This is a genomic window from Parasegetibacter sp. NRK P23, assembly GCF_023721715.1.
Lineage (GTDB): Bacteria > Bacteroidota > Bacteroidia > Chitinophagales > Chitinophagaceae > Parasegetibacter.
On sequence record NZ_JAMDLG010000001.1, the window covers coordinates 1,789,875 to 1,814,607 of the forward strand.

Below are 24,733 nucleotides of genomic sequence, written 5' to 3' on the forward strand. Positions count from 1 at the left end.
ATGCGATCGCTGACATCCATTGTATGTTTTTTATTGCTGATATCCACCTGCTCCATGGCGCAGTCGCCGGTGAAAGGCCGCGCCATCTGGACAAAAGAGAAAGCCAACGCCTGGTACGCCGCCCAGCCTTTGCTGGTGGGTGCCAACTTTGTACCAAGTACCGCCATTAATGAACTGGAAATGTGGCAGGCCGAAACATTTGACACCGCCACCATTGCCCGGGAACTGAAATGGGCCGCCGATATCGGGATGAATACAATGCGCGTTTTTCTCCACGATATCGCGTACAAACAAGACCCGCAGGGTTTCAAAAAAAGGATCGATATTTTTCTGAAAATTGCCGCCAGGTACAAGATCAGGCCGTTGCTCGTATTGTTCGATTCCTGCTGGGACCCGTTCCCGCACCCCGGCAAACAGCACGAACCCGCTCCCTTCCTCCACAATTCAGGATGGGTACAGAGTCCCGGCGCCGATGCGCTGAAAGATCCGCGGCAATACCCGCGCTTACAGCAATATGTAACCGATATTGTACGCCATTTCCGTAACGACAACCGCATTGTGGGATGGGATGTGTGGAACGAGCCGGACAATACCAACAACAGCAGCTATGGTCGCTTTGAGCCGTACAATAAAGTGGAACTGGTGCACAACCTGCTCGAGAAGGCATTCACCTGGGTGCGTGCGCAGGACCCGACGCAACCCATTACCGCAGGAATCTGGGCGGGCAACTGGGCCAGCCACGACAGTTTGCGCCCCATTGAAAAGCTGATGATCGAGCAGTCGGATGTTATTTCCTTCCACAACTACGATCATCCTGCCGATTTCGAACAACGGGTGCAATGGCTCCAGCGTTACGGAAGGCCTTTGTTGTGCACGGAGTATATGTCGAGGGGAAACGGAAGCACCTTTGAAGGCACGCTGCCCATCGTGAAGAAATACAAAGTGGCCGCGTTCAACTGGGGACTGGTAAGCGGCAAATCCCAGACCATCTTCCCCTGGGATAGCTGGCAGAAGAAATATACCGGTGAGCCGGAGCTCTGGTTCCACGACGTGTTCAGGGAAAATGGCACGCCTTACAAAGCATCAGAGATTCAGGCCATCAAAAATACTACGGGCAAATAGGGGATCGTAAGTTAAATTTGAAACCATGCTGAAAAATAAAAGGACCATAGTGGTGAGTCTGGCTATTGTTGCCGCTGCGCTCAGCCTGTTCTGCAAAAAGAAGAACAACGGCCCGGGTACGCCCGAACCGCCGCCACAAACGAATACATTTATGAATCCGCTCCTGAGTGGTGCCGATCCCTGGGTGATTCAACGGAACGGGTTCTATTACTACACGCATACCCTGGGCAACAGGGTGGGCATATGGAAAGCAAAAAATATTTCGGCGCTGGGTTCAGTGCCAGGTACTACGGTGTACACGCCCACGGCAGGTGGCCCTAACGCCGCTAACGTGTGGGCGCCGGAAATTCATTTTCTGAACAACAAATGGTACATCTATTACACCGCCGGATCGGGCCCTGATGTTACACAACGTACATGGGTACTTGAAAACAGCAGTACAGATCCGCTCTCCGGAACATGGGTGGACAAAGGAAAGATATTCGCGGCCGATGCCGATTTCTGGGCCATTGATGGCAGTGTGCTGGAATACAACGGCACAAATTATTTCCTCTGGAGCGGTCGCCCCAACCAGGCCGTGCAGAACCAGAACATCTATATCGCGAAAATGAGTAATCCCTGGACATTGGAAGGCCCCACCACCATGCTTACGCAACCTGTGCTGCCCTGGGAAGTAAACGGAGGTCCCGTAAATGAAGGGCCACAGATTATAAAAAACAAACAGGGAAAAGTGTTTATGGTATATTCCGCCAGCGGCTGCTGGACCGATGATTACGCGCTGGGCATCATGGCGCTGAAAGAGGGCGGCGATCCGTTGAAAGTGGAGGATTGGACAAAAGGACAGCAGCCCGTATTCACCAAGAATCCCGAAGGAAACGCCTATGGCCCGGGGCACAACGCTTTTTTCACTTCCCCCGATGGTCAGGAAGACTGGATCATCTACCACGCGAATTCCACCAGTGGCGCCGGTTGCTCCGATAAAAGGAATGTCAGGATACAGCGCTTTCAATGGAAAGCCGATGGCACTCCCGATTTCGGAAGACCTGTAAAAACCGGGGTCGCCTTAGAGAAGCCTTCCGGAGAACAGTAAGTTTTAGGGTCAGAACCTGCCGAGCACCTGGATGGTTTCGCGGGTTTCCTGCTTCAGTAATATGTCTTTCCTTGCAATCATTCGCGTAACGGTGGGTTCATCGTAATGGCGGATGGTGAGCAGGGAAAGTTCTTTTTCCACGATCACATCGAACCATGCTCCGGCTTCATGTGCCAGTTGATCCAGTTTCTCTCCATAATCGTCCATACAACAAAGGAAAGTAATGGCGCCGTTCTGTGTGAGGTTGGGCCTTAGCTGCATTTTTCCCGCCAGCAGGTAAAACTCGGCTACCGGTTTTTCGCCCACAAAGGAAAAATCTTTTGATTTCAGGTGCAGCAACACCTGGTTCTTTTTGAGCACGATAACGGGAGGCAGACCGCTCACGGCTTGTTTACGGATACACGTTCCCGGTAAAGATGGATCAATAAAACTTTTTACATACAGCGGAATGCCTTTGTTTTCGATGGGTTTGATGGTTTTGGGGTGAATCACCTGCGCTCCGTAGTAGGCCATTTCAATCACTTCGCGGTAATTCAGTTCCGGCATCACGGTTGCATCGGGAAATTGTTTGGGATCGGCGTTCATCACCCCTTCCACATCTTTCCAGATTGTCACACTTTCAGCATCCAGTAAATTGGCGAACACGGCGGCGGTATAATCACTTCCTTCTCTGCCCAGGGTGGTGCTTTCATTGTCTTGTGTGGCGCCGATAAATCCCTGTGTGAGCACGATGCCGTTGCCGGAAAGCGCTGGTTTGATGCGTGTTTCCGTTTGTTGCGCGGTAAAATCGAAATCGATATTCGCTTCGCGGAAATGTTCATCCGTACGCAGGATGTCCCGTACATCGAACCAGGTATTGGGGATGCCCTCTTCTCTGAAATAATGGCTCACAATGCAGGTGGAGAGCAGTTCTCCGGTACAAACGATCTGGTCGTAATAATAATCATATTCACGCACGGGTTTGTCGTGGAGCAACCATTCCACTTCTGTGAAGAAGTTCAGCAGCTCCTGGTCGGCGGCGATGGATTCTTTTACAAGCAGGTACTTCGCCATCGTGAGATGGCTTTGTTTGACGGCTTCAAACAATTGAAGCGCCTCTTCTTTCTTTCCCGCATAAAACGCTTCCGCTACTTTTTCCAACGCATTCGTTGTTTTGCCCATGGCGGAAACAACGATCAGCAGTGGTGAACCGCTTTGCTCACGTACAATTTCTCCCACCTGCCTGATCCTTTCCACCGTACTTACACTTGCGCCGCCGAACTTGAATACCCGCATAACTCAAATTGATTGAGGCCGCAAATTATGAAATTTGTAGGCTCGCCGTTCCGGGAACGTGTGCGGAGTTTCCTGAAAACCGGCCCGGTAAAGATTATAATTTTTATGTACGTTTGTCCGCACAAATTGCTGCACTTATGAGTAACTACCGCAAAGTAATGACCCTGGACGAGTTCACGATCCAGGAGCTCCGTAATTTCCCTACAGCCACCGGCGCTTTGAGCGGACTCCTCCGCGATATCGGTCTTGCCGCCAAAAGAGTGAATGTTGAAGTAAACAAAGCCGGACTGGTGGACATCCTCGGTGATTATGGTTCCATTAATGTTCAGGGAGAAGATGTGAAAAAACTGGACATCTTCGCCAACAACCAGTTCGTGGGTGTGCTGCGCCACGGCATCAGCTGCGCCGGCGTGGGCAGCGAAGAGAACGATGATATTATTGTTTTTGATGATGAACTGAGCAAAAATGCCAGTTATGTGGTATTGATGGATCCCCTCGACGGGAGCAGTAATATTGATGTAAACGTTTCAATCGGCACTATTTTCAGCGTTTTCAGAAGGGTTACCCCAAAAGGTCAGCCGGTAACGATGGAAGACTTCCTGCAGCCCGGAAAGTTCCAGGTGGCCGCGGGGTATATTATCTATGGTTCTTCCACGATGATGGTATATGCCACAAAACGCGGGGTGAACGGGTTCACCCTTGATCCTTCCATCGGTGAATTCTGCCTGAGTCATCCCGACATTAAAACACCCGAATTCGGTAAGTTTTACTCCGTGAACCACGGGATTTTCTTCCAGTATGCGGAGAAAGTAAGAAACTACATCAACCGCTGCCAGCAGAAAACCAAAGAAGCAGGAGGTCCTTATACACAGCGCTACATCGGAAGTATGGTGGCCGATCTGCACCGGAACCTCATTAAGGGCGGTATTTTCATGTACCCCGGAACCGGTGAAAAACCCAATGGTAAACTCCGTCTTTTGTACGAATGCAACCCGTTTGGTTTTATCCTCGAAAAAGCGGGGGGAAAAGCTTCTAACGGGGAAGAACGTATCCTGGAGGTGAAACCCACGGAACTCCACCAGCGTACGCCTTTCTTCGCCGGCAGCAAAGGCATGATGGAGGAACTGGAATCCTGCCTGGAATAAGATTTCTCTAACAGAAAATGGTACAGAAATTGAATTTCCTTTCTTAAAAGCTATTATGCGTTTCAGATCGGCATTGTTCGGCTCATGTTTACTGCTCACATTGTTGATACAGGAAAGAACCGCCCTGGCGGCGGAACGGCATCCTGTGCTTACGGTTCAATTGGTTTCTGATGATGATAATGATCCGGCTGATATGGAATCGGAAATTCTTGAACTCGTGAACAAGCACCGGAAAAAGAAAAACCTGCCGCCGCTGCAATGGAACAGCGCTATGGCGAAAGCCGCGGAACAACACAGTGCGAATATGGCGAAAAAGAAGACCGCATTCGGCCACAACGGCTTTGAGGCCAGGGTGAAAAAGATCGCGTCTTCGGAAGGTATGCTGAAAGGATGGGCGGAAAATGTGGCTTTTGGGAACCTTTCCGCCGAAGAAGTAGTGAAAGGCTGGCTGAAAAGTCCGGGGCACAAAAAGAACATTGAAGGAAAATACAACCTGATGGGCGTGGGCATTGCCCGGAGCAAAAGCGGGGAATTGTATTTCACGCAGATTTTCGGCCTGAAATAATAGGTAAAGGCGTTGCGCCGTAGCGTCGTTGCGAGAAAAGTAATTTGGATAAAATGTCTCGCAACGACGCCTGCTTCATACCTCGCAGACGCAACGTTTTTTATGATTCGTTACACGTTAAAGCGGAAGTGCATGATGTCGCCATCTTTCACGATATACTCTTTTCCTTCAATCCGTAATTTTCCATTATCGCGGCAGGCCGCTTCGGAACCGTACTTCACAAAATCGTCGTAAGCGATCACTTCGGCTTTGATGAAACCTTTTTCGAAATCGGTGTGGATCACACTGGCGGCCTGTGGCGCTTTCCAACCTTCCTGGATGGTCCAGGCGCGTACTTCCTGAACGCCTGCGGTGAAATAAGTCTGCAGTTTCAGGAGTTTGTATACCGAGTGGATCATTTTATCGAGGGCGGGTTCGGTCATGTTGTATTCTTCCATGAACATCGCCTTGTCTTCGGGGTTTTCGATTTCCGCGATCTGTGCCTCGATGTTGTTGCACATCACGATTACTTCCGCGTTTTCCGAGGCCACGGCTGCCTTCAGCATTTCTGAATATTTGTTGCCGGTGTGCATACTGGCTTCTTCCACGTTGGCGACGTAGAGCACCAGTTTTTCGGTGAGCAGGAACAGGTCGGCGATGGCTACGCGTTCTTCCTTGTCGAGGGCGAGTGTGCGTATACTTTGTCCTTTTTCCAGGTGATCTTTACAGCGTTTCAGGATCTCCATTTCCACTTTGGCCTTGGGATCTGTTTTGGCCATTTTTTCGGTGCGTTGCAGTTTTTTCTCCACGCTTTCCAGGTCCTTCAGCTGCAGTTCGGTATCGATGATTTCTTTATCGCTAACGGGATTGATGGCGCCTTCTTCACGGAGGATGTTCTCGTCTTCGAAGCAGCGGATCACGTGCACGATGGCATCCACTTCACGGATATTGCCTAGGAACTTGTTGCCCAGACCTTCCCCCTTGCTGGCGCCGCGCACCAGTCCGGCGATGTCCACGATCTCGATCTGTGTGGGCACCACCCTGTTGGGGTTCACCAGTTCTGCCAGTTTGTTCAGCCTGGGATCTGGAACATCCACGAGTCCCACATTGGGATCGATGGTACAGAAACGATAATTGCTCGCCTGCGCCTTTGCACTGTTGCTCACTGCGTTGAAAAGAGTGGATTTTCCTACGTTGGGTAATCCTACAATACCTGCTTGTAAAGCCATTTTGGAGATTTTTCGGCCGCAAAGATAGGGATTTCCACGGTGGATCGGCCCGCTTTCTAACCATGGGCATCACCATGTTTTCAGGGATCGCATAAATTTCCTATTTTCCACGAATTATTCCGACTAATCCATTCCGCATGGCGCTCAATTATGTTTGGCTGGCTTTTTTTCTGATCGCGTTCCTGGTTGCTCTCATTAAGCTGATCTTTTTCGGAGATGTTGAAATTTTCTCCAAAGTAGTTTCAGGCATATTCGATTCAGCCAAAACGGGCTTCGATATTTCCATCGGACTGGTGGGCATGATGACCCTATGGCTGGGGATCATGAAAATAGGAGAGCGGGCGGGTATGATACAGGTTTTTTCCAGGGCCGTGGCGCCATTCTTCCGGAAACTGTTCCCCTCCATTCCGTCGGGCCATTCCGCGAATGGTTCGATTATGATGAACTTCTCCGCGAACATGCTGGGGCTCGACAATGCGGCTACGCCGCTGGGCTTGAAGGCGATGAAGGAGTTACAGGAGATCAATCCGGAGAAAGAAACCGCGAGTAACGCGCAGATCATGTTCCTGGTGTTGAATACCGCGGGCATCACGCTGATCCCCACTTCTGTGATCGCCATCCGGCAGAGTATGGCCATAGAGCAGGGACTGGTCGGTTTCAATGCCACAGATATCTTTTTACCCACGCTCATGGGCACCTTCGTTTCCTTCATTTCGGGTATGGTGGCCGTGGCCGCTTACCAGCGCATCAATCTTTTTAAATTGCCCGTACTGGTATTTGTGTTGGGTTTTTCCGGCATTATGGCCGCGCTTTTCTTCTGGCTGCGGCAGTATTCTCCCGAAGTGATGGCCCAATACATCGGGTTACTGGGAAGCCTGATTATTTTTTCCATCATCATTTCTTTCCTGGTGATGGGCATGGTGAAGAGGATCAACGTGTACGAAGCTTTCATTGAAGGCGCGAAGGAGGGATTCCAGACGGCCGTTACAATTATTCCATACCTTATTGCCATATTGGTGGCCATCAGCGCGTTCCGCACAACGGGTTGCATGGACTATATTGAACAGGGAATCGCCTTTGCCGTGGCCGCCATGGGATTCGATACCAGTTTTGTGCCCGTGGTGCCCGTGGGTATCATGAAATCGCTGAGCGGCGGCGGCGCCCGGGGGCTAATGGTAGATGTGATGAAAACACATGGTGTGGATTCGTTCCAGGGTTACCTGGCTTCCATTATGCAGGGTTCAACGGAAACAACCTTTTATATACTTGCGGTATATTTCGGTAGCGTGAACATCCGCAAAACGCGCTATGCGCTCACCTGCGGACTTATCGCAGACCTGGTGGGCATCATTGCGGCCATCATCATCGCCTATGCCACGTATAAATTTTAGCGGCGGTTTAATTTTCATTATCTAACTTCAAACGCCAATTGTCTGTAACTGCGCAGTTTACTCATTCACACCATTGAAACATGGAGCACCAAACTGCAGCAACGTTAAAGCGTACCTTAAAACCCATTCATCTCTGGGCCATCGCCGTGGGCCTCGTCATCTCCGGAGAATATTTCGGCTGGAACTATGGCTGGGGCGTTTCCGGCACTATCGGCTTTCTGATCGCCAGCTTACTGGTAACGGTGATGTATGTTACTTTTATTTTCAGTTATACCGAGTTAACAGCCGCCATTCCACATGCGGGCGGCGCTTTTGCTTACGCGTACAGAGCTATGGGGCCAATGGGCGGATTGGTAGCGGGTTATGCTACGCTGGTCGACTTTCTGCTGGCCACGCCGGCGATTGCTTTTGCCTTGGGCAGTTACCTGCATTTTTTATATCCTTCTGTTGGAGTTATTCCTTCAGCGCTTGCCTTCAACGTGGTGTTCATGTTACTCAATGCCTCGGGCGTGAAGGAATCGGCGGTTTTTTCCGTTTTCATCACGGCCCTCGCGGTCATCGAACTGCTCATATTCATGGGAATTGTGGCCCCGCATTTCAAAATGGATAATTTCATGACCGATCCCATGCCTTTCGGTTGGTCGGGTGTATTCGCGGCGCTTCCTTTCGCGGTGTGGTTCTACCTTGCCATCGAAGGAGTGGCCATGGTGGCGGAAGAAGTGAAGAACCCGGCGCGCAATATCCCCAAAGGATACATCTCCGCATTGGCCACACTCGCGTTCCTCGCTCTCGGTGTAATGATCCTCACAGGCGGCGTGGGCAACTGGCGCGCACTCAGTAATATCGACTACCCATTGCCGGAAGCCATTGGGATGGTACTTGGAAAAGACAACAGCTTTACTAAATTATTCGCGAGTATCGGCCTCTTCGGATTGATCGCATCGCTTCATGGGACGATCCTCGCTTCGTCGCGGCAGGTGTTCGCCATGGCGCGGAGTGGTTTTCTTCCTGAAAAACTCTCGGCTGTAAATACCCGTTTCAAAACGCCCCATTGGGCCATTGCCGCAGGAGGAGTGGTGAGTTTTGTAGCGATCTTTACGGGCACCACCAGCCAGGTGATCATCCTCGCGGTGCTGGGCGCTTTGGTGATGTACATCATGAGTATGATCAGCCTGTTTATACTCCGTAAAAAAGAGCCGGGGTTGGAGCGTCCGTTCATCGCGCCTTTTTATCCGTTATTTCCGGCGATCGCGCTGGTGCTATCGGTTGTTTGCATGATCGCGCTTGTGTATTATAACCTGTTGCTCAGTGGTATTTTCTTCGGAGGATTGGTATTGGCGGGAGGATTATTTTTGTTGAAGGGAAAACGGGCGGTAACCGATGAATTGTTGAATAGACCAGCGCCTAGTATATAGTATGAAGTACCGGCAAACGATAGGGCAAACCGTATATGTGTTCAGCGACCTGAAAATGTTGCTGGCGAAGGCTTCTCCTTTCCGGAGCGGCGATGCGTTGGCGGGCGTATGCGCCGGTTCTTATGAAGAACGCGTGGCCGCGCAGCTTACACTCGCGGAATTACCACTGAAGCAATTTCTGAACGAAACACCTGTTCCTTACGAAGAGGATGAAATCACAAGACTGATTATCGATACGCACAATACCGCAGCCTTTGCACCGTTGGCGCACCTTACAGTAGGCGATTTCCGCAACTGGTTACTTGGACCGGAAGCCACTTCGGAAGTGTTGCACAAGCTCGCCCCGGGCATAACGCCTGAAATGGCCGCCGCGGTCAGCAAGATCATGCGCAACCAGGACCTGATTGCTGTGGCACGGAAATGCGAAGTGGTCACGAAATTCCGCAATACCATCGGCCTTAAGGGGCGTTTCTCCACCCGGTTACAGCCCAATCATCCTACCGATGATCCGCGGGGGATCGCGGCCAGTATGGTAGATGGGTTGTTGTATGGAAACGGTGATGCGGTGATTGGCATCAACCCCGCGACTGATAGTCCGGCAGGCGTGAACACCTTGCTGCACCTGCTCAATAACGTGATTCACCAGTTCAATATTCCTACACAATCCTGTGTGCTGACACATGTTACCACCACGCTGAAACTCATGGAAAAAGGCGCGCCGGTTGATCTTTGTTTTCAGTCTATCGGTGGTACGGAACGCACCAATTCAGCCTTCGGCATTTCTTTATCGTTGCTCCGGGAAGCGCACCAGGCTACTTTATCGCTGAAACGGGGAACCGTGGGCAATAATGTAATGTATTTTGAAACCGGCCAGGGGAGCGCTTTATCGGCCAATGCGCACCATGGAATGGACCAGCAAACCTGTGAGGCCCGCGCTTATGCCGTGGCCCGTGCTTTCGATCCATTGCTCGTGAACTCCGTAGTGGGATTTATTGGACCGGAATATTTGTTTGATGGTAAGCAGATCACACGTGCCGCACTGGAAGATCATTTCTGCGGGAAGCTGCTCGGCCTTCCGATGGGGATGGACATCTGCTACACGAACCACGCGGAAGCCGACCAGGACGATATGGATAACCTGCTCACCTTACTCGGTGTGGCCGGCTGCAACTTTATCATGGGCGTGCCCGGTTCAGATGATATCATGTTGAATTACCAATCCACTTCTTTCCACGATGCGCTTTACCTGCGGGAAGTGCTGGGATTGAAACCCGCCCCGGAGTTTGAACAATGGTTGAAAGAAAGAGGCATTATGCATGCGGATGGTAATACCGGGAACAAAGAAACGCTGCAACACCTGCTGCAATACCTTTTCTGAAAAGGATCAATATGGAACTGATAAATACACCAGGCAAAGACCCATGGGAAGCGCTGAAACAGTTTACCGCCGCGCGCATTGCATTGGGGCGAACGGGTTCCGGCTTACCCACCAATGCGATGTTGCGGTTCAAACTTGCCCATGCGCATGCAAGAGATGCCGTACACGCGCCATTGGATACAAGTCATATCAAAGAAGGGTTGAAAGAAAGAAAACTTTCAGTTATAGAAGTGGCCAGCAAAGCCGCCGACCGTATTACTTACCTGCAACGGCCCGATCTTGGGCGAGTGCCTGATGCGTATTCCATTACAAGCTTACAGGAACAAGCTTTTCCCTGCGATGTATGTATTGTTATAGCCGATGGATTGTCTGCCCGGGCCATCCATCTGTATGCGTTGCCCCTGCTGGATGAGTTGCTTCCGCTGCTGGAAGCGGCGGGCAAAACCCTGGCGCCGGTTTGTGTGGCTACACAGGCGAGGGTGGCGCTTGCCGATCACATCGCGTTTCATCTGAAAGCCAGGTTGTCTGTAATACTGATCGGAGAACGCCCCGGACTAAGCGCTTCAGACAGTATGGGGGCCTACCTCACTTTTGAGCCACGACCCGGACTCACCGATGATTCCCGGAACTGCATCTCCAATATCCGCCCGGAGGGCATCTCTTCCCAACTTGCGGCCGCGAAGTTGTTTTACCTGATCCGGGAAGCTTTTGAACGAAAGATATCAGGCGTTGCGCTGAAAGATAATTATGGCCTGCTGCCAGATGCTTCGGATGAGCGTTTGCTTTAACCTTTCTTCTTCAGCACGATCTGCTCGTCGAGGTATTCGTACATCTGTTTGTAAAAACTTTTCACCATATCATAATCCTGGTAGGAATAATAGGGCAGTTGTATTTCGAACCTGAAGTTGATGGAAATGATGTTTCCTTCCCGCAACACGCGCCTGGTGAATTCAAGTTCATTGCCGGGCAGTTTCAATCTTAAATTCCTGGGAAGTGATTCAATGGTAACGGCATCGTTCAGCGTGAGATGGTAATTGAAACTGAATACCTGTGTGGCGCCGAAGTTGATATCGGAGAAGCGTTTTTCGTCGGTAAACGGGTTTTTATCCAGACCCGAAAGCGGCATAGGGTTCAGCAGGAAATATTCCCCGGAATGCTCCAGTGGCGTGGCGAACCGGAAGCGTTGTGTCAGCTGAACAGTATCGGGCTTCACCTTTTCTTCCAGCGAGAGAGAGTCTACTTTCAGGGTGGTATAGGCTTTCACCAGCACCTTCCTGATAAAATTTTCTTCACCAGGCACCCGTGCGGCCATACGGTTGAGCGCGCTGTATCCCTTGCTCACCACGTAACCTTTACCGCTGGCCACCATATCAGGTTGCAGGCTTGCGGTAATATTATAAATGTTTACGTAGCCTTCCCCCGGCCGTTGCAGGGTAACCAGCGTTCCTTTTTTACGGTCCACCACAAATGCCGTGGTATTCAATAAACTCTCCGGCAGCATCCCGAAAGGCGTGGCGCCATCGGTAGCATCCAGTAAATAGGTTCTGTTGTTTAAGGTAACGTAAGCGGCCACTTTGTTGAACTGGTCCAGGAAAGGGTAGGAGGTGTTCACTTTTTTGTAGCCGCGTTCCGCCACGAGAATGGGTTTCACTTCAAAACCAGCTTCTGCGAGAAGGTTGACCAGGGAAAGATTAATATCTCCACAACTACCGGTTTTGCTGTTCCAGGCCGATTTAACCCCGTTTCCTCCAGCATACATCCCATAGAAACCGTTCCATTGAAAATGGTTCCTCACATGGTTGAAAAGGGCGGAGAGCTGTTCTTCTTTCGTCCTGTTCAGCGCGGCTGCGGTAATGATCGCTTTCGCGCCATCGAGGTTCTTATTGAGTTGCGCGCCAAAGGAATTGTGGTTCAGCAGTTCCCGGGACACCTCATCCCAGGAGTTCATGTACTTTGAGCGGCCCATATAACTGCCGTATGCGGCAAGTTGAAAACTGACCTTCTGGATAAAATCCTGGCGGGAATCCATATATGGCTCATTTTTCAAACCCGCCACATTGTTCATTTCAAAATAAATCGTGCCTTTATTGGGTTCCGGCTTCAGGATCATGTTCAGTTCCTCACTTTTCTGCACCCGGTAAGCGAACTCTGAATTGTTGATGAGTGTTAGGTGGTAAGTGCTGCGCAGGGTGGGGAGAAAGGATTGAAAATGCCAGTCGTCGAGTCCGCCATAATGTTTCATGGTGGATATATAGCGGTATTCGATCACTGAACCTTTTTTTACGCCGGGCATCGCGAAAGTCACTTCTCCGATCTTTGCGTTGATTTTACTGCGGTAGATGTTTTTTTTATCGAGCGTGAATTTATCCATGCCACCGCCACCTTCGACAGGAGTAAGCACCACGCCATCAATGCCGGAGATATGTTCGAAATCAGATTCCGCATAATAACGGATTTTGATATTTGCATAATCGAGACCAGCGTCGTTCAGTATTTTGATGCGTACAACACGGTCGGTCACCAATTCATTGTTAGTGCCGGGATAACTCCTGGCGCGGTCGAGTAATATGACGGCCGGGGCGTTCTTTTCAAACGCGCAATCGGTCATGCTGAGTTCCTCGCGGGTGAAAACACCCATCGTGGGGGCGTCTTCCCATTGTGCCATCACTTTTACGGAACAGCAACTGAGTATGCCCAGCAATATTGATGTTATATACCTTTTCATACGGCAATCAGTCTTTTTTGAGAATCCATTTCTGCCCCTGGTCCTTCATCACCTGGCTGAAGAAAGCCTTTGCTTCCGGGTATTGGGCGGCGGGAATGATATGGTAATTAAGATCCATGGTGGTAATGCTTGTTACCGTTCCTTTCTCGGGTTGATAACTCATTTCAGAACTGTACTTTCCGAGTGGAAAGGAATACGATACTTTGGCGGGAAGTGATTCCACCGAGTAGCCTTTGGGCAGTTGAAAGATCGTGGTATCGTTCCTTTGGAACGGATGATCGAGGTATACGTCGTTTTCACGTTTTTCAGCGGAAGGCATATCGTCTACCCATTGTTTGTGGAGGTGCCTGTTGAAGAACAGTTTGGCACCGGTACCAAATTCGCAAACCTGATCGTAGGAAGTATTCAGAGAGAACAGTACATTTTCCTTGCGCGGGTTGGCTACAGTGGCATTTTCGTAAATTGTGGGTTGTTTGAGGGAGAAATAAGCCTGCAATATTCTTTTTTGCTGGTCGGTGTTGCGGTGTTGCAGGCCCTCCACCATCAGGTATTTGAATTCTCCAGTACCATTCATTTTTGTGCTTACCTTCCCGCTTTTATCTGCTTCCGACAATTCAATAGCGGTATAAATACTGAGTCGGTGATCAGATGATTTGGCTTTCGGTGTTTTCACCAGCACGCCTCCTGATGGGGTGATCAGCAATGCCGGTCTGTTTTCAGTTGAAGCGTCCAGTTTCCCGAAATCAAGTGTATTGCTGGTGCATTCCACCCAGGTGGTATCGTTAATGGAAGGAATGCATAGTATTTCGTGGTTAAAGGAGTTCACTGAAAATGCGGGATCCAGGTTTGGCTTATCATTCCCTCGGTTAATGAGTGTCTGATAGCTTTCTATACCCACAGCTGCGAGGATAGCCTGCATGTAGTTGGATAGCCCCTTGCAATCCCCGTACTTTTTGGTGTCGGTGAACGAAGCGGGCAGGGGCCGCCATCCACCAATGCCGAGTTGAATGCTTACGTACCTGAAATTTTGCTGAAGGTAATCGTATATCTTTTTCGCTTTGGCTGCGGGTGTGGGTTCATCCTTTACCATGTTACGGAAATAAGATTTCCGCTCTTCGGAAAGATTTCCCGTTTTCTCGAAGAGTTGCAGGTACCATTTGCCTAGTCCTTCCCAGGAATTCATGTCTCCTGTATAGCCGTCCATTTCAAATTTTGAAGGTGCAATTTGTATCCAGGGGTATTGGTCGAAAGTATTTCTCGCTTTGGGTTCAGTTCTTAAAGCTTTCAATCCACCAGTTTGCCATTCGTACACTTTAGCGCCGTTAGCGGATGTGATTTTAGGTTGAAGAGTGGTATTCCACAATTTATAGCGCAGGTCTAACCCAGGTGGAGTTTTAGCAATGAAAATAAATTGCTCTACCGCGGTCTGGCTTCTTTGTATCACATTATACGGATAATGCAATGCGCCTTTAAGCCGCGTTTCCGAAACCATTTCAACGGTGATGGGATAAAAATTAGCGGGCACCTTGTAGTAATAGGCCTTACTGTCATCTATTAAGCCATCGCCAATGGATTCCATCGTCAATTGCTTTTTACCCGCTTTGCTGAGCAGTATACCATTCTTGTCATATACTTTAATTTCCACATCCCCCATTTCCTGAAATTTGTCCGTATAAGTCCCGAAAACAAGGTAACGCGCGGCCCGCTCATTCAGCACAGTAATAATGGTTCTGGTTTTTTCCACGGCTTTAGAGGCGGAATGCACTTCAAATTCCATATAGTTGTACCGGATAACCGCGTCCGCGTCTTTTACCAAACTATCCGGTATAGCAGAAACGGCAAGGTTTGTGGGTTGGGCCATTGCGGGCAGTGCGCAGCATAATCCTATCACCAATGCAATGCCTGTGTTCATCAGCACTTTCATATCAACTGTTTTCTTTTCTTCTGAAAACCACCTGTTCTGTAAGGAGGGTAAACAACTGTTTGTAGAACTCTTTAAAATTTTCATATTCTTCCACGGCATAAACCGGGCTTCGGAATTCGATATTGATCCTGAACTGCACCACGTTTTCAGTTACCTGGAATATTCTCCGGAACACGATCGAGGTATCCGGCATGATCATGCTGATGTTCTTGGGAAGTTCCTCTATGGCCGCGTCAGCCGGTAGGCGTATGGTGCCGGATACTACATAGCTTTGATTGAAACCGAAGTCCACATCCGTGAAGCGTCTTTCCGAGGTGAAAGGGTTCTTTTCCATTCCGGTGAACAGGTTCACGGTGAAGAAATTGTAATCTCCCGACTTGTTCAGCGGCAGTTTGTATTTGAATTTCTGGGTAAGTGGCAGCGTATCCGCTTTCAGGTTTTCCACTTCAAAGCTATCTATGCCCACTTTATAATCACCATTGGAAGCGTACACCGCGGCGGCGGATGAAACGGATTCTTTGTATTTTTTCACGATAGTATTTCTCGCGTATCCGTTGCTGTTGATGGTGGCGGCGCCTGTTAGACTATCACCTTTCACTTCTCCATTAAAATAAATAATTGAGGTTTTCTTCTGGTCGGGGTTCCACAATGGAACAAAGCCGGAAGCTTTATTGTCTACAATAAAAGCATCAGTTCCCATTACATCGTACGGGATCAGGTGCAGCGGGTTGTATTTGTCGGCGGCGTTCACCACGTAATAATCGTTATCTCCCTTGCAGAGCAGGATCACTTTGTTGAACTGGCTCACGAAGGGGTAAGCGCGGAACACCTTACCATGATCCCGGGTACTTACCAGGATGGGGTAGGCTTCAAGGTTCTGGTCGCGCAGGAGATTCAGGAGCAACAGGTTCAGGTCGGCGTTGGTGCCTGTTTTTTTGGCCATTACATTTTTAACCCCGTCGGTATAGATGTCTTCGATGCCGTTCCATTCAAAGTTATTGCGCACATAATCGTGTAGTATCCTGAGTTTTTCCGTATTGCTTTTGATGTTTTTCAGTTGTTCGGCTATTTCCTGAGGTACCCTGATGTTCTTCCTCAATTGTACACCGAAGTTTTCATCGGCCATGAGTTCTGAACTCAGTTTTTCCCAGGTAGACAATACCGGGATGATGGGCTGCATGGGCACCTGGATGCTGGCCAGCTGGAACTCTACCCGCTGAAGATAATCTTTGGGTGCGGCCATATACGGCTCCGAGCGCAGCGAAGGGATGTCACGCATCGTGTAAGTGTTCTCGTAATTGTCCCGTACTTTTTCCTCTTTTCTTTCCATGGGCAACCTGGATCGCATCTGTTTGGTGAAATTGAAATATTCAGGAATCACCAGGTTGTAATAGCTGAGCCCTACAGGAAGCCTGGTCTGAAAATACCATGGATCAATGGTGGAATAACTTTTTCTGATACGTTTATACCGGTATTCCACCACGCTCCCGGCTTTAAGCTCGGGGAAGGTGAAAGTGATCGTGGTAACCGAGTTATTGGTTTTTTCACGGAAGAACAGTTTCTTATCCACTTCCGTGCGCACCACTTTGCCATCGCTGCCCAGGTTATAAGTGTAAGCGCTCAAACGGTCGATCTGTTCATATTTCCGCTCATCGTAAAATGGAATCTTCACCGTGGCGTAATCGAATCCTTTCTCATTGAAAATCTTGATACGTACCACATACTCGCTTTCCGTTACAAACGGGATTTCCGACGACGGTATGTAGCGCACCCAGGCCGCATCGTAGAGGTACATCGCTTCGGCGTCCTTTTCAAAAGGACACGCGGTCATTTTCAACTCTTCTTCGGAAACTTTTCCAAAACTGGGGAGGTCTTTTTTCTGAGCGTACAGGGCACAGGAAGCCAGGCATAGCAGGAGAAAAAGGCTTAACGGTTTCATAATGGTTTAAGGTGTGTAAGGTAAAAGTTACCACAAGATATAATCTATCATGTAAATTTGAAACATAAATTTCAGCCACAATTCATATATAATGAAAATTATTTATTCATTCTTCCTCTTACTTGCGAGTTTGTTTTTAGTAGATTTTTCAGTGCAGGCACAGGAGAAGTCCGGCAGCGGAACCCTGTTGTGGAAAATATCCGGGAAAGGACTTTCCGCTCCATCTTATCTTTTCGGGACGATGCATATTGTTTGTCCGGACGACCTGATATTGTCCCCAACGCTGGAAAGCGCGATCAATAATACCAACCAGACCTATATGGAGCTGGACATGGACGATATGGGTGAGATGATGGGTATGTTTAAAATACTGCAGATGAAGGGAGGAAAAAAACTGAAGGACCTGCTTACACCGGAGGAATATGATAAGGTGAAAAAGTTCTTTGCCACCGCTAAAACACCGATTCCTTTCGCGATGATGGAAGGCTACAAACCTATGCTGATCTCCTCGATCATATTCCAGCAACTGATGGATTGTGGCGCCACCGAAGGCATGGAGGCGCTGATTATGAAAAAGGTAAAGACCAATGGTAAAGAGATTTACGGGCTGGAAACGGCGGCTTTCCAGGGCAGCATATTTGATAGTATTCCTTATGAATTACAGGCTAAAGAACTGGTGAAATCCATTGATAGCCTTGAGTCGAATAAGAAGATGGTTAACGATATGCTGGAGGTTTACCGTAAACAGGATATGGTGAAACTGGAGAAGATGCTCCTGGAATCGGATCCTACCATCGCGGCTTATTCTGATCTTTTGTTGTATGAAAGAAACAGAAACTGGGTGTCGAAAATACCAGCGATTATAAAAGATAAGCCCACATTATTTGCGGTTGGCGCCGGGCATTTGGTGGGAGATAAGGGGGTGGTGGAACTGTTGCGGAAGGAAGGCTATAAGGTGGAGGCGATGAAGTAGGGTTAGGCTAAAAAAATATTGGATTCCAAACCGGGAAGCTAAATTCATTCAGCCACCGATTCAAAATCCAACATTTAAAATTCAAAATTCCTTAAAACTGCTCCAGTCCGCTGAAGAAGAAAGCGCCTTCAATGGCGGCGTTCTCATCGCTGTCGCTTCCGTGGATAGCGTTTTCGCCGATGGATGCGGCGAACTGCTTACGGATGGTACCTTCAGCCGCCTGTGCGGGGTTGGTGGCGCCGATCAGTTCACGGAAAGCGGCCACTGCGTTCTCCTTCTCAAGGATAGCGGCTATAATTACGCCACTGCTCATGAATTCCACCAGCTCACCGTAGAAAGGCCTTTCCTTGTGTACGGCGTAGAATTCACCTGCTTTTTCGGCAGATAATTTAATTTGTTTCAATGCCACGATGCGGTAGCCTTCTTTGATGATTCGGTCGAGAATGGCGCCTGCATGTCCTTTGGACATGGCATCCGGCTTGATCATGGTAAACGTTCTGTTGCTCATATTCCTGGTATCAATTTGGGGGGCAAAGATATATAAAATTCCCTACCTTCGCCTCCGTTTGAAATGAAAGCAATTACAGAAGTTTATCCATTACTGGCAACCCCTGCTAAGATAGCGGTTACCACCCACCAGAAGCCGGATCCCGATGCCATGGGGTCCTCACTGGCATTGTGCCACCTGCTGCGGCAGTTGGGGCATACCGTTACCGTTGTTTCTCCCACCAACTGGGCCGATTTCCTGAAATGGATGCCCGGTGCCGGCGAAGTGATCGATTTTGAAGCGAACCGGGAAAAAGCCACCATGGCGCTGAAAGAAGCGGAATGGGTGTTCTGCCTCGACTACAATCATTTCGACCGCACCAAGAACCTGGCGCCCCTGCTCCGTGAACTGAATGCCACCAAAGTTTTGGTGGACCACCACCAGCAACCCGATACCGCCGCCTTTCAATACGGTATCAGCGATACGGGAAAAAGTTCCACCTGTGAAATGATCTACGACTTTATCGTGGAAGGCGGATGGAGCGATAAGATCACCCTTGATATGGCTTCCTGCCTGTATTCCGGCGTGATCGGCGATACCGGATCCTTCCGTTTCAAGGCCACTAAGGCTTCCGTGCACCGCATGGTGGCGCACCTGAAGGACCTAGGACTGAACCACACCGAAATTCATGAGGCACTCTACGATAATTTCCTGGAGAACAGGCTCCGCTTTATCGGGCATGTACTGTCCAACAGGATGGAAGTATTTTATGAGTACAACGCGGCGCTGATCTCCATTACAAAGGGTGATCTCCTGCGCTTCAACATCAAAACCGGGGATACCGAAGGCTTGGTCAACTACCCCCTCAGTATCCAGGGCATCAAATTCGCCGGACTGGTGATAGACCGTGATGAAGAAAGAAAATGGAGTTTCAGAAGTAAAGGTGATTTTGATGTGAACACCTTTGCAAGACTTCATTTTGAAGGTGGTGGGCATTTCAACGCCGCAGGCGGAAGAAGCAGCGATGCGCTTGACGTTACCGCCCAGAAATTCAGGAACGTACTCAAAGAATTTGAACATCAACTCACTTAAGTTTATAGCCCCGGATGGAACGCGCCTCCTCCTTAAGGCCTGAAAAACAATGGCGCTCAAAAACAACGTGTAATGAAACAATTATTTCTTTTCGGGGCAGCGCTTACGATACTTGCCGCCGCCGAATCCTGTAAGGGCAAGACCTCTTACGACAAAACCAAGAGCGGACTGATGTACAAAATCATCTCCGACGAAAAGAACCCGGTGGTGAAAAAAGGGGAGTTCCTGAAAGTGCATTTCCAGCAAAAAGTGCGGGATACAGTGCTGATGAGTTCTTTCACTTCCTTGCCTGAGTACATCCGTGTAGACAGCGTAGGACCTGAATACAGTCCCCTGGAAGTGTTCACCATGCTCCGCAAGGGCGATAGCCTCGTGGTGGCACAAATCACCGATACACTGGAGAAAAAAGGTATGGGCCAGCTTCCTCCGTTCATGAAGAAAGGTGACCACCTGTTGCTTACCCTCCGCGTGCTGGATGTATTTAAAGATGAAGCCGCTGTAGAAGCCGACCGCGAAAAAGAAGCGGAAGCCTTTAAAGAAGGGGAAGTGAAAGTGCTGCAACAGTTCATGGCCTCTAAAAAGATCAACGCGCAACCCGCCGGGAAAGGCGTATTCGTGGAAATCCAGCAGCAGGGAACCGGCGCGGTGGCCGATACCGGCAAAACCGTTTCCGTAATGTACACCGGTACTTTGCTGGACGGCACCAAATTCGACAGCAACCGCGATACCGCGATGAACCCCACCAAACAGCCGCTTACCTTCACCGTTGGTCAGCAACAAATGATCCCCGGCTTCGAGCAGGGTGTGAAACTGCTGAGCAAAGGCGCTAAAGCGAAAATATACATCCCTTCCATGATGGGTTACGGCCGCAGGCCAATGCCCGGTGGTAAAGGCTATGACCACCTCATTTTTGATGTGGAAGTAGTGGATATCAAGTAAGGGGCCTCACCCCAACCCCTCTCCCTGGGGAGAGGGGCGGGAACATCATATGATGTTTGGGATTAAATTATGGAGTTGGATTTTGAATTGGGTCACTACCTTGTTCGAAATCCAACTTTTAGTTTAACACGAAGATGCTTTCCGTTAATAGGAGATATAGCGCCCTTATAAGCCGCCTAACATCATATAATGTTTGGGATTAAATTATAGAGTTGGATTTTGAATTGGGTTACTACCTTGTTCGAAATCCAACTTTTAGTTTAACTCAATTATACTTTACAGCATGAGGAGGAAGTACCTTATTGCCCACCCAACATAACATGCTGTGCTTGCCCCTCTCCCCAGGGAGAGGGGGTGGGGTGAGGCTTTATGTCCCCCACCAATCTCACACACTCCACCGCTTCCTTCACATCGTGCACACGCAATATTGCGGCACCTTTCATCAATGCGACCGTATGGAGCACCGTGGTGCCATTCAGCGCTTCTTCTGCGGTAATACCCAGTGTACGCCAGATCATTCCTTTTCTGGAAACGCCAGCCAGTAAAGGAAGTCCGGGTATATGCAGCAGTTCCATCTTTCGGAGCAGTTCGAAGTTGTGTGCCGTTGTTTTTCCGAAACCAAATCCGGGATCCAGTATAATATCTTTGATACCTGCGCTCCTGCACGCATGTATTCTTTCAATAAAATAATCCAGGACTTCCTGCCCAATGTTGTTGTATTCGGGCTGTTGTTGCATAGTGGCGGGCGTCCCTTTCATGTGCATTGCGATATACGGGGCACCCAGCGCCGCCACGGTGGGAAGCATGGCTTCATCCATTAAACCGGCGCTGATATCATTGATGATGCCGGCACCTGCTTCGAATGCGGCTTTCGCTACGGAAGCGTAATAGGTATCAATGGAAAGCAGCGCATCAGGGAAATGCGTATACAGGGTTTGGATGGCGGGTACCACTCTTTGTATTTCTTCTTCCGCGCTAATGGTGCTGCTGCCGGGACGCGTACTTTGTCCGCCGATGTCAAGCATGGCTGCGCCTTCTTCCAGCATCCGTCCTGCTTTTGCCACCAGTTCATTCAAACCGGTTCTGCTTCCGGCATAAAATGAATCGGGCGTAACATTGATGATGCCCATGACTACCGGCTTTTCCGCTATAAATAACTTTCCCCTGTAATTGATGCGTAACATGCGCCTGATTCTTTACTTTTGAAGGCTGTATACAAGCCTTTTATGAACAATATTCCAAATACGTTAGAACAATACAATGCCGCCCTCGGCCGATGCAAAGATATCTTTCTGAAGAAAACAAAAGACTATGGCACTTCCTGGCGCGTGCTGCGCACCATTTCGGTAGCGGATCAACTGTACATAAAAGTGCAGCGGATACGTACCATCCAGGAGAATAAAACGCAGTTGATCGGCGACGATATTAAAGGTGAATTCATCGGGATCGTGAACTATGGCATTATCGGTTTGATACAACTGGATATTGGCGCCGGTGTGGTGGATGAACTTCCTTATGAAAAAGCACAGGAACTGTACGAAGCAAAAGCGCTGGCCATCCGTGAACTGATGGAAAAAAAGAACCATGATTACGGGGAAGCCTGGCGCGAAATGAGCCAGGAGAGTCTGGCCGACCTGATACTGGTGAAACTGCTGCGCATCCGCCAGATACTCGCCAACGATGGGAAAACGCTCATCAGTGAAGGGATCGACGCCAATTACCAGGATATCGTAAATTACGCGCTCTTCGCCCTAATACTGATAGAAGAAGGAAAACACCGGAACGCATAAAAATGATCGTACTATGAAGTTATTGCTAACCCTTATCAGGTGGTTCGTTGGAATCTTATTCATTTTTTCAGGACTCATCAAAGCCAATGATCCGCTCGGACTCAGTTATAAAATGCAGGAATTCTTTGAAGTGTGGGGCATGCATGGCTTCAACGATTATACGCTGGCCCTTTCGGTACTGATGATCGCCTTCGAGATCATTGCCGGGGTGGCCGTGATTGTGGGGTGGAAGATGCGCCTGTTCAGTTGGCTGCTCCTGCTCCTCATCATCTTCTTTACTTTCCTTACCGCCTATGCGCTTTTCTCCGGTAAAATAAAAACCTGCGGTTGTTTCGGAGATTGTATTCCGCTCACCGCCAACCAATCCTTCTGGAAAGACGTGATCCTGACCGTGCTGATCGGTATCATATTCCTGTACCGAAACAAAATTAAGCCCGCACTGGGCACAGGAAAGAACGTATTGATCCTGCTGGTGACCACTGTATTCAGCTTCGGCATCCAGTGGTATGTATTGCAACACCAGCCTGTACTGGATTGTCTTCCATACAAAGTGGGGAATAACATCCCGGAAAAAATGAAGGCGCCAGCCGGTTCGATCCCCGATAGTATCGTGATCAACTTTGTGTACAATAAAGGAGGCAAAGAAGTGGAATTTTCCGCCGACGCGTTCCCCGAAGATTTTGACGAATCCGTTTACCAGTTCGTGCGCCGTTACGATAAAGTGGTGCGCAAAGGAAACGCCGAGCCGCCCATTAAAGATTTCTCGCTTAATACGCTCAGCGGCAACGATACCACCGCGGCCATCATGGAGCAACCGGGCTTTACCGTGCTTTTCTTCGCGAAAGATGTCAGTACGCCGGTAAGCGCCTGGGCCAATCGTTTCAGGGAAGTTCAAACCGCGGCCGCGCTCCGCAATATTCCCGTATTACTGGTTACGGCCGATGCCACCGGAATGCAGCGGGAACTTACCAAAGCCGGGGTGAACGCACCCGTTATCCTGAAGTGTGATGCGGTAGCCATTAAAACGGCGGCACGTACCAACCCCGCTTTGTACATCCTGAACCAGGGGAACATCATAGGGAAATGGGGGAAAGCCGACCTCGATAAGGCCATTAAAGCCATTCAGAAACTGGAAGGAATCCAGTAATTTAGAACATGGCCCGTTTCCTGCTCCGCAAACTGCTTTATGCCGCCCTGGTGATGCTGGGGGTGATGGTATTGGTGTTTGTGCTGTTCCAGGGATTGGGCGATCCCGCCAGACTTGTGGTGGGACAAAGCGCCGATCCTAAAACGCAGGCCAATATACGCAAGGAACTATACCTCGATCAGCCCAAATGGAAGCAGTTTCTTTTTTACCTCAATGATGTATCGCCCATCGCTTTGCATACAAAGGAAGGCATTGCAGAAAAAGGGCTGAAAGGAGTTTTTATCGGTGGGGAAACAAAGCTGGCACTGAAGCAACCTTATCTCCGCCGTTCCTATCAATCGCGGCGCCCGGTAGCCGATCTGCTGCTGGAAGCATTACCGGGCACACTGGTGCTGAGTTTCGCTGCAATACTTTTCGCCACAGTATTCGGTATAGCATTGGGGATGCTGGCCGCGGTAAAAAAGTACCGTTGGCCCGACTACCTGATCCAGTTTGGAAGCATCACCGGAATTTCCGCACCCTCTTTCTTTACGGGCATCATCATCGCTTTTCTTTTCGGGTTCGTATGGCACAACTTTACCGGGCTCTCTATGACCGGCAGCCTGTATGGCATAGATCCGGTTCACGGGAAGTTCATCCAATGGAAAAACCTCATCCTGCCGGCAATAACACTGGGCATCCGCCCATTGGCCATCATTACCCAATTGACGCGCAGTTCCATGCTCGATGTGCTTTCCCAGGATTATATCCGGACGGCCAGGGCGAAAGGACTTTCCAGCGGCAGGATACTTTTCCGCCATGCCCTTCCAAATGCGCTCAACCCCGTGATCACCGCCATTACCGGGTGGTTCGCGGAATTACTCGCCGGCGCGTTTTTCGTGGAATATATCTTCGGCTGGAGAGGAGTGGGGCGCATCACCGTGGAAGCGCTGGAAAAACTGGACTTCCCCGTATTGATGGGCTCGGTGCTGCTCACCGCTTTCTTTTTTACCCTCATGAACGTGTTCGCCGACCTGCTGTACAGGATTACGGACCCCCGCGTGAAAATTCATTAAAATCTAATCCCGGTTACTTGCAAATCCCGGTTTATTTCAGGAACTTTAAATGCTTTCCCATTAAAACTGATGC

21 protein-coding genes are annotated in these 24,733 nt (G+C 49.4%); 14 read left to right on the plus strand and 7 right to left on the minus strand.

Annotated elements, in window-relative coordinates; translation table 11 throughout:
• Both M4J38_RS07305 and M4J38_RS07310 read left to right on the plus strand, forming a co-directional pair.
• On the plus strand, positions 1 to 1,122 hold the full coding sequence (locus M4J38_RS07305) for a cellulase family glycosylhydrolase (RefSeq protein ID WP_251758889.1): 1,122 nt from the start codon (positions 1 to 3) through the stop codon (positions 1,120 to 1,122).
• Positions 1,123 to 1,147: 25 nt separating this feature from the next.
• On the plus strand, positions 1,148 to 2,212 hold the full coding sequence (locus tag M4J38_RS07310; RefSeq protein WP_251758890.1) for a family 43 glycosylhydrolase: 1,065 nt from the start codon (positions 1,148 to 1,150) through the stop codon (positions 2,210 to 2,212).
• A gap of 9 nt (positions 2,213 to 2,221) precedes the next feature.
• Here the strand turns inward: M4J38_RS07310 and M4J38_RS07315 are convergent, their stop codons facing one another.
• Entirely contained in the window at positions 2,222 to 3,487 is a 1,266-nt protein-coding gene (locus tag M4J38_RS07315) for an aspartate kinase (protein WP_251758891.1), read from the minus strand.
• A 137-nt stretch (positions 3,488 to 3,624) separates the two neighbouring features.
• On the opposite strand from M4J38_RS07315, the gene fbp reads away from it, so the two are divergent.
• Both fbp and M4J38_RS07325 read left to right on the plus strand, forming a co-directional pair.
• Positions 3,625 to 4,632 carry a class 1 fructose-bisphosphatase gene (fbp, locus tag M4J38_RS07320; RefSeq protein WP_251758892.1) on the plus strand — a complete coding sequence of 336 codons (1,008 nt, stop codon included), beginning with the start codon at positions 3,625 to 3,627 and terminating at the stop codon, positions 4,630 to 4,632.
• A gap of 55 nt (positions 4,633 to 4,687) precedes the next feature.
• Positions 4,688 to 5,197: a CAP domain-containing protein gene (locus M4J38_RS07325; RefSeq protein WP_251758893.1), complete on the plus strand. Its 510-nt coding sequence runs from the start codon at positions 4,688 to 4,690 to the stop codon at positions 5,195 to 5,197.
• Between the two features lie 110 nt (positions 5,198 to 5,307).
• On the opposite strand, the gene ychF is transcribed toward M4J38_RS07325, so the two are convergent.
• A complete protein-coding gene (gene ychF, locus M4J38_RS07330; RefSeq protein WP_251758894.1) occupies positions 5,308 to 6,405 on the minus strand; it encodes a redox-regulated ATPase YchF in 1,098 nt (365 codons plus the stop codon).
• 137 nt (positions 6,406 to 6,542) lie between these two features.
• Here ychF and M4J38_RS07335 point away from each other — a divergent pair, with 137 nt between their 5' ends.
• The 4 genes from M4J38_RS07335 to eutC all read left to right on the plus strand — a co-directional run bounded on the left by M4J38_RS07335 (position 6,543) and on the right by eutC (position 11,377).
• Positions 6,543 to 7,796, plus strand: coding sequence for a nucleoside recognition domain-containing protein (locus M4J38_RS07335; protein ID WP_251758895.1), 1,254 nt, complete (start codon positions 6,543 to 6,545; stop codon positions 7,794 to 7,796).
• 80 nt (positions 7,797 to 7,876) lie between these two features.
• Positions 7,877 to 9,211: an ethanolamine permease gene (gene eat, locus M4J38_RS07340; protein ID WP_251758896.1), complete on the plus strand. Its 1,335-nt coding sequence runs from the start codon at positions 7,877 to 7,879 to the stop codon at positions 9,209 to 9,211.
• A 1-nt stretch (position 9,212) separates the two neighbouring features.
• Positions 9,213 to 10,589 (plus strand): ethanolamine ammonia-lyase subunit EutB, encoded by a 1,377-nt coding sequence (locus tag M4J38_RS07345; protein ID WP_251758897.1) that lies wholly within the window; start codon positions 9,213 to 9,215, stop codon positions 10,587 to 10,589.
• 11 nt (positions 10,590 to 10,600) lie between these two features.
• On the plus strand, positions 10,601 to 11,377 hold the full coding sequence (gene eutC / locus M4J38_RS07350; RefSeq protein ID WP_251758898.1) for an ethanolamine ammonia-lyase subunit EutC: 777 nt from the start codon (positions 10,601 to 10,603) through the stop codon (positions 11,375 to 11,377).
• Here the strand turns inward: eutC and M4J38_RS07355 are convergent.
• The 3 genes from M4J38_RS07355 to M4J38_RS07365 are packed head-to-tail and all read right to left on the minus strand — an operon-like array spanning position 11,374 to position 17,177.
• Positions 11,374 to 13,314, minus strand: coding sequence for a DUF3857 domain-containing protein (locus M4J38_RS07355; protein ID WP_251758899.1), 1,941 nt, complete (start codon positions 13,312 to 13,314; stop codon positions 11,374 to 11,376). The two genes, eutC and M4J38_RS07355, sit on opposite strands and share 4 nt — an antisense overlap.
• A gap of 7 nt (positions 13,315 to 13,321) precedes the next feature.
• Complete coding sequence (locus tag M4J38_RS07360; RefSeq protein ID WP_251758900.1) at positions 13,322 to 15,238, minus strand: transglutaminase-like domain-containing protein; 1,917 nt, start codon at positions 15,236 to 15,238, stop codon at positions 13,322 to 13,324.
• Position 15,239: 1 nt separating this feature from the next.
• Positions 15,240 to 17,177, minus strand: coding sequence for a DUF3857 domain-containing protein (locus M4J38_RS07365; RefSeq protein WP_251758901.1), 1,938 nt, complete (start codon positions 17,175 to 17,177; stop codon positions 15,240 to 15,242).
• 91 nt (positions 17,178 to 17,268) lie between these two features.
• Here M4J38_RS07365 and M4J38_RS07370 point away from each other — a divergent pair, with 91 nt between their 5' ends.
• Positions 17,269 to 18,150 carry a TraB/GumN family protein gene (locus tag M4J38_RS07370; RefSeq protein ID WP_251758902.1) on the plus strand — a complete coding sequence of 294 codons (882 nt, stop codon included), beginning with the start codon at positions 17,269 to 17,271 and terminating at the stop codon, positions 18,148 to 18,150.
• 91 nt (positions 18,151 to 18,241) lie between these two features.
• Here the strand turns inward: M4J38_RS07370 and M4J38_RS07375 are convergent, their stop codons facing one another.
• Positions 18,242 to 18,658, minus strand: a complete 417-nt coding sequence (locus M4J38_RS07375) for a nucleoside-diphosphate kinase (RefSeq protein ID WP_251758903.1) — start codon at positions 18,656 to 18,658, stop codon at positions 18,242 to 18,244.
• 63 nt (positions 18,659 to 18,721) lie between these two features.
• Here M4J38_RS07375 and M4J38_RS07380 point away from each other — a divergent pair, with 63 nt between their 5' ends.
• The gene (locus M4J38_RS07380) at positions 18,722 to 19,729 is read left to right on the plus strand and encodes a bifunctional oligoribonuclease/PAP phosphatase NrnA (RefSeq protein WP_251758904.1); all 1,008 of its coding nucleotides are present in this window, start codon (positions 18,722 to 18,724) and stop codon (positions 19,727 to 19,729) included.
• A 72-nt stretch (positions 19,730 to 19,801) separates the two neighbouring features.
• Positions 19,802 to 20,668 (plus strand): FKBP-type peptidyl-prolyl cis-trans isomerase, encoded by an 867-nt coding sequence (locus tag M4J38_RS07385; RefSeq protein WP_251758905.1) that lies wholly within the window; start codon positions 19,802 to 19,804, stop codon positions 20,666 to 20,668.
• 299 nt (positions 20,669 to 20,967) lie between these two features.
• Here M4J38_RS07385 and folP read toward each other — a convergent pair whose 3' ends face one another.
• On the minus strand, positions 20,968 to 21,852 hold the full coding sequence (gene folP, locus M4J38_RS07390) for a dihydropteroate synthase (RefSeq protein ID WP_251758906.1): 885 nt from the start codon (positions 21,850 to 21,852) through the stop codon (positions 20,968 to 20,970).
• Between the two features lie 42 nt (positions 21,853 to 21,894).
• Between folP and M4J38_RS07395 the strand changes: the two genes are divergently transcribed.
• The 3 genes from M4J38_RS07395 to M4J38_RS07405 are packed head-to-tail and all read left to right on the plus strand — an operon-like array spanning position 21,895 to position 24,660.
• Positions 21,895 to 22,458, plus strand: a complete 564-nt coding sequence (locus M4J38_RS07395; protein ID WP_251758907.1) for a DUF1599 domain-containing protein — start codon at positions 21,895 to 21,897, stop codon at positions 22,456 to 22,458.
• 13 nt (positions 22,459 to 22,471) lie between these two features.
• A complete protein-coding gene (locus M4J38_RS07400; protein ID WP_251758908.1) occupies positions 22,472 to 23,605 on the plus strand; it encodes a BT_3928 family protein in 1,134 nt (377 codons plus the stop codon).
• An 8-nt stretch (positions 23,606 to 23,613) separates the two neighbouring features.
• Positions 23,614 to 24,660, plus strand: a complete 1,047-nt coding sequence (locus M4J38_RS07405; RefSeq protein ID WP_251758909.1) for an ABC transporter permease — start codon at positions 23,614 to 23,616, stop codon at positions 24,658 to 24,660.
• Positions 24,661 to 24,733 lie beyond the last annotated feature (73 nt).

Bases quoted from the DNA above. Each gene is read 5' to 3' on its own strand.
- M4J38_RS07305 (WP_251758889.1), top strand. From the start codon at position 1: ATGCGATCGCTGACATCCATTGTATGTTTTTTATTGCTGATATCCACC.
- M4J38_RS07310 (WP_251758890.1), top strand. From the start codon at position 1,148: ATGCTGAAAAATAAAAGGACCATAGTGGTGAGTCTGGCTATTGTTGCC.
- M4J38_RS07315 (WP_251758891.1), bottom strand. From the start codon at position 3,487: ATGCGGGTATTCAAGTTCGGCGGCGCAAGTGTAAGTACGGTGGAAAGG.
- fbp (WP_251758892.1), top strand. From the start codon at position 3,625: ATGAGTAACTACCGCAAAGTAATGACCCTGGACGAGTTCACGATCCAG.
- M4J38_RS07325 (WP_251758893.1), top strand. From the start codon at position 4,688: ATGCGTTTCAGATCGGCATTGTTCGGCTCATGTTTACTGCTCACATTG.
- ychF (WP_251758894.1), bottom strand. From the start codon at position 6,405: ATGGCTTTACAAGCAGGTATTGTAGGATTACCCAACGTAGGAAAATCC.
- M4J38_RS07335 (WP_251758895.1), top strand. From the start codon at position 6,543: ATGGCGCTCAATTATGTTTGGCTGGCTTTTTTTCTGATCGCGTTCCTG.
- eat (WP_251758896.1), top strand. From the start codon at position 7,877: ATGGAGCACCAAACTGCAGCAACGTTAAAGCGTACCTTAAAACCCATT.
- M4J38_RS07345 (WP_251758897.1), top strand. From the start codon at position 9,213: ATGAAGTACCGGCAAACGATAGGGCAAACCGTATATGTGTTCAGCGAC.
- eutC (WP_251758898.1), top strand. From the start codon at position 10,601: ATGGAACTGATAAATACACCAGGCAAAGACCCATGGGAAGCGCTGAAA.
- M4J38_RS07355 (WP_251758899.1), bottom strand. From the start codon at position 13,314: ATGAAAAGGTATATAACATCAATATTGCTGGGCATACTCAGTTGCTGT.
- M4J38_RS07360 (WP_251758900.1), bottom strand. From the start codon at position 15,238: ATGAAAGTGCTGATGAACACAGGCATTGCATTGGTGATAGGATTATGC.
- M4J38_RS07365 (WP_251758901.1), bottom strand. From the start codon at position 17,177: ATGAAACCGTTAAGCCTTTTTCTCCTGCTATGCCTGGCTTCCTGTGCC.
- M4J38_RS07370 (WP_251758902.1), top strand. From the start codon at position 17,269: ATGAAAATTATTTATTCATTCTTCCTCTTACTTGCGAGTTTGTTTTTA.
- M4J38_RS07375 (WP_251758903.1), bottom strand. From the start codon at position 18,658: ATGAGCAACAGAACGTTTACCATGATCAAGCCGGATGCCATGTCCAAA.
- M4J38_RS07380 (WP_251758904.1), top strand. From the start codon at position 18,722: ATGAAAGCAATTACAGAAGTTTATCCATTACTGGCAACCCCTGCTAAG.
- M4J38_RS07385 (WP_251758905.1), top strand. From the start codon at position 19,802: ATGAAACAATTATTTCTTTTCGGGGCAGCGCTTACGATACTTGCCGCC.
- folP (WP_251758906.1), bottom strand. From the start codon at position 21,852: ATGTTACGCATCAATTACAGGGGAAAGTTATTTATAGCGGAAAAGCCG.
- M4J38_RS07395 (WP_251758907.1), top strand. From the start codon at position 21,895: ATGAACAATATTCCAAATACGTTAGAACAATACAATGCCGCCCTCGGC.
- M4J38_RS07400 (WP_251758908.1), top strand. From the start codon at position 22,472: ATGAAGTTATTGCTAACCCTTATCAGGTGGTTCGTTGGAATCTTATTC.
- M4J38_RS07405 (WP_251758909.1), top strand. From the start codon at position 23,614: ATGGCCCGTTTCCTGCTCCGCAAACTGCTTTATGCCGCCCTGGTGATG.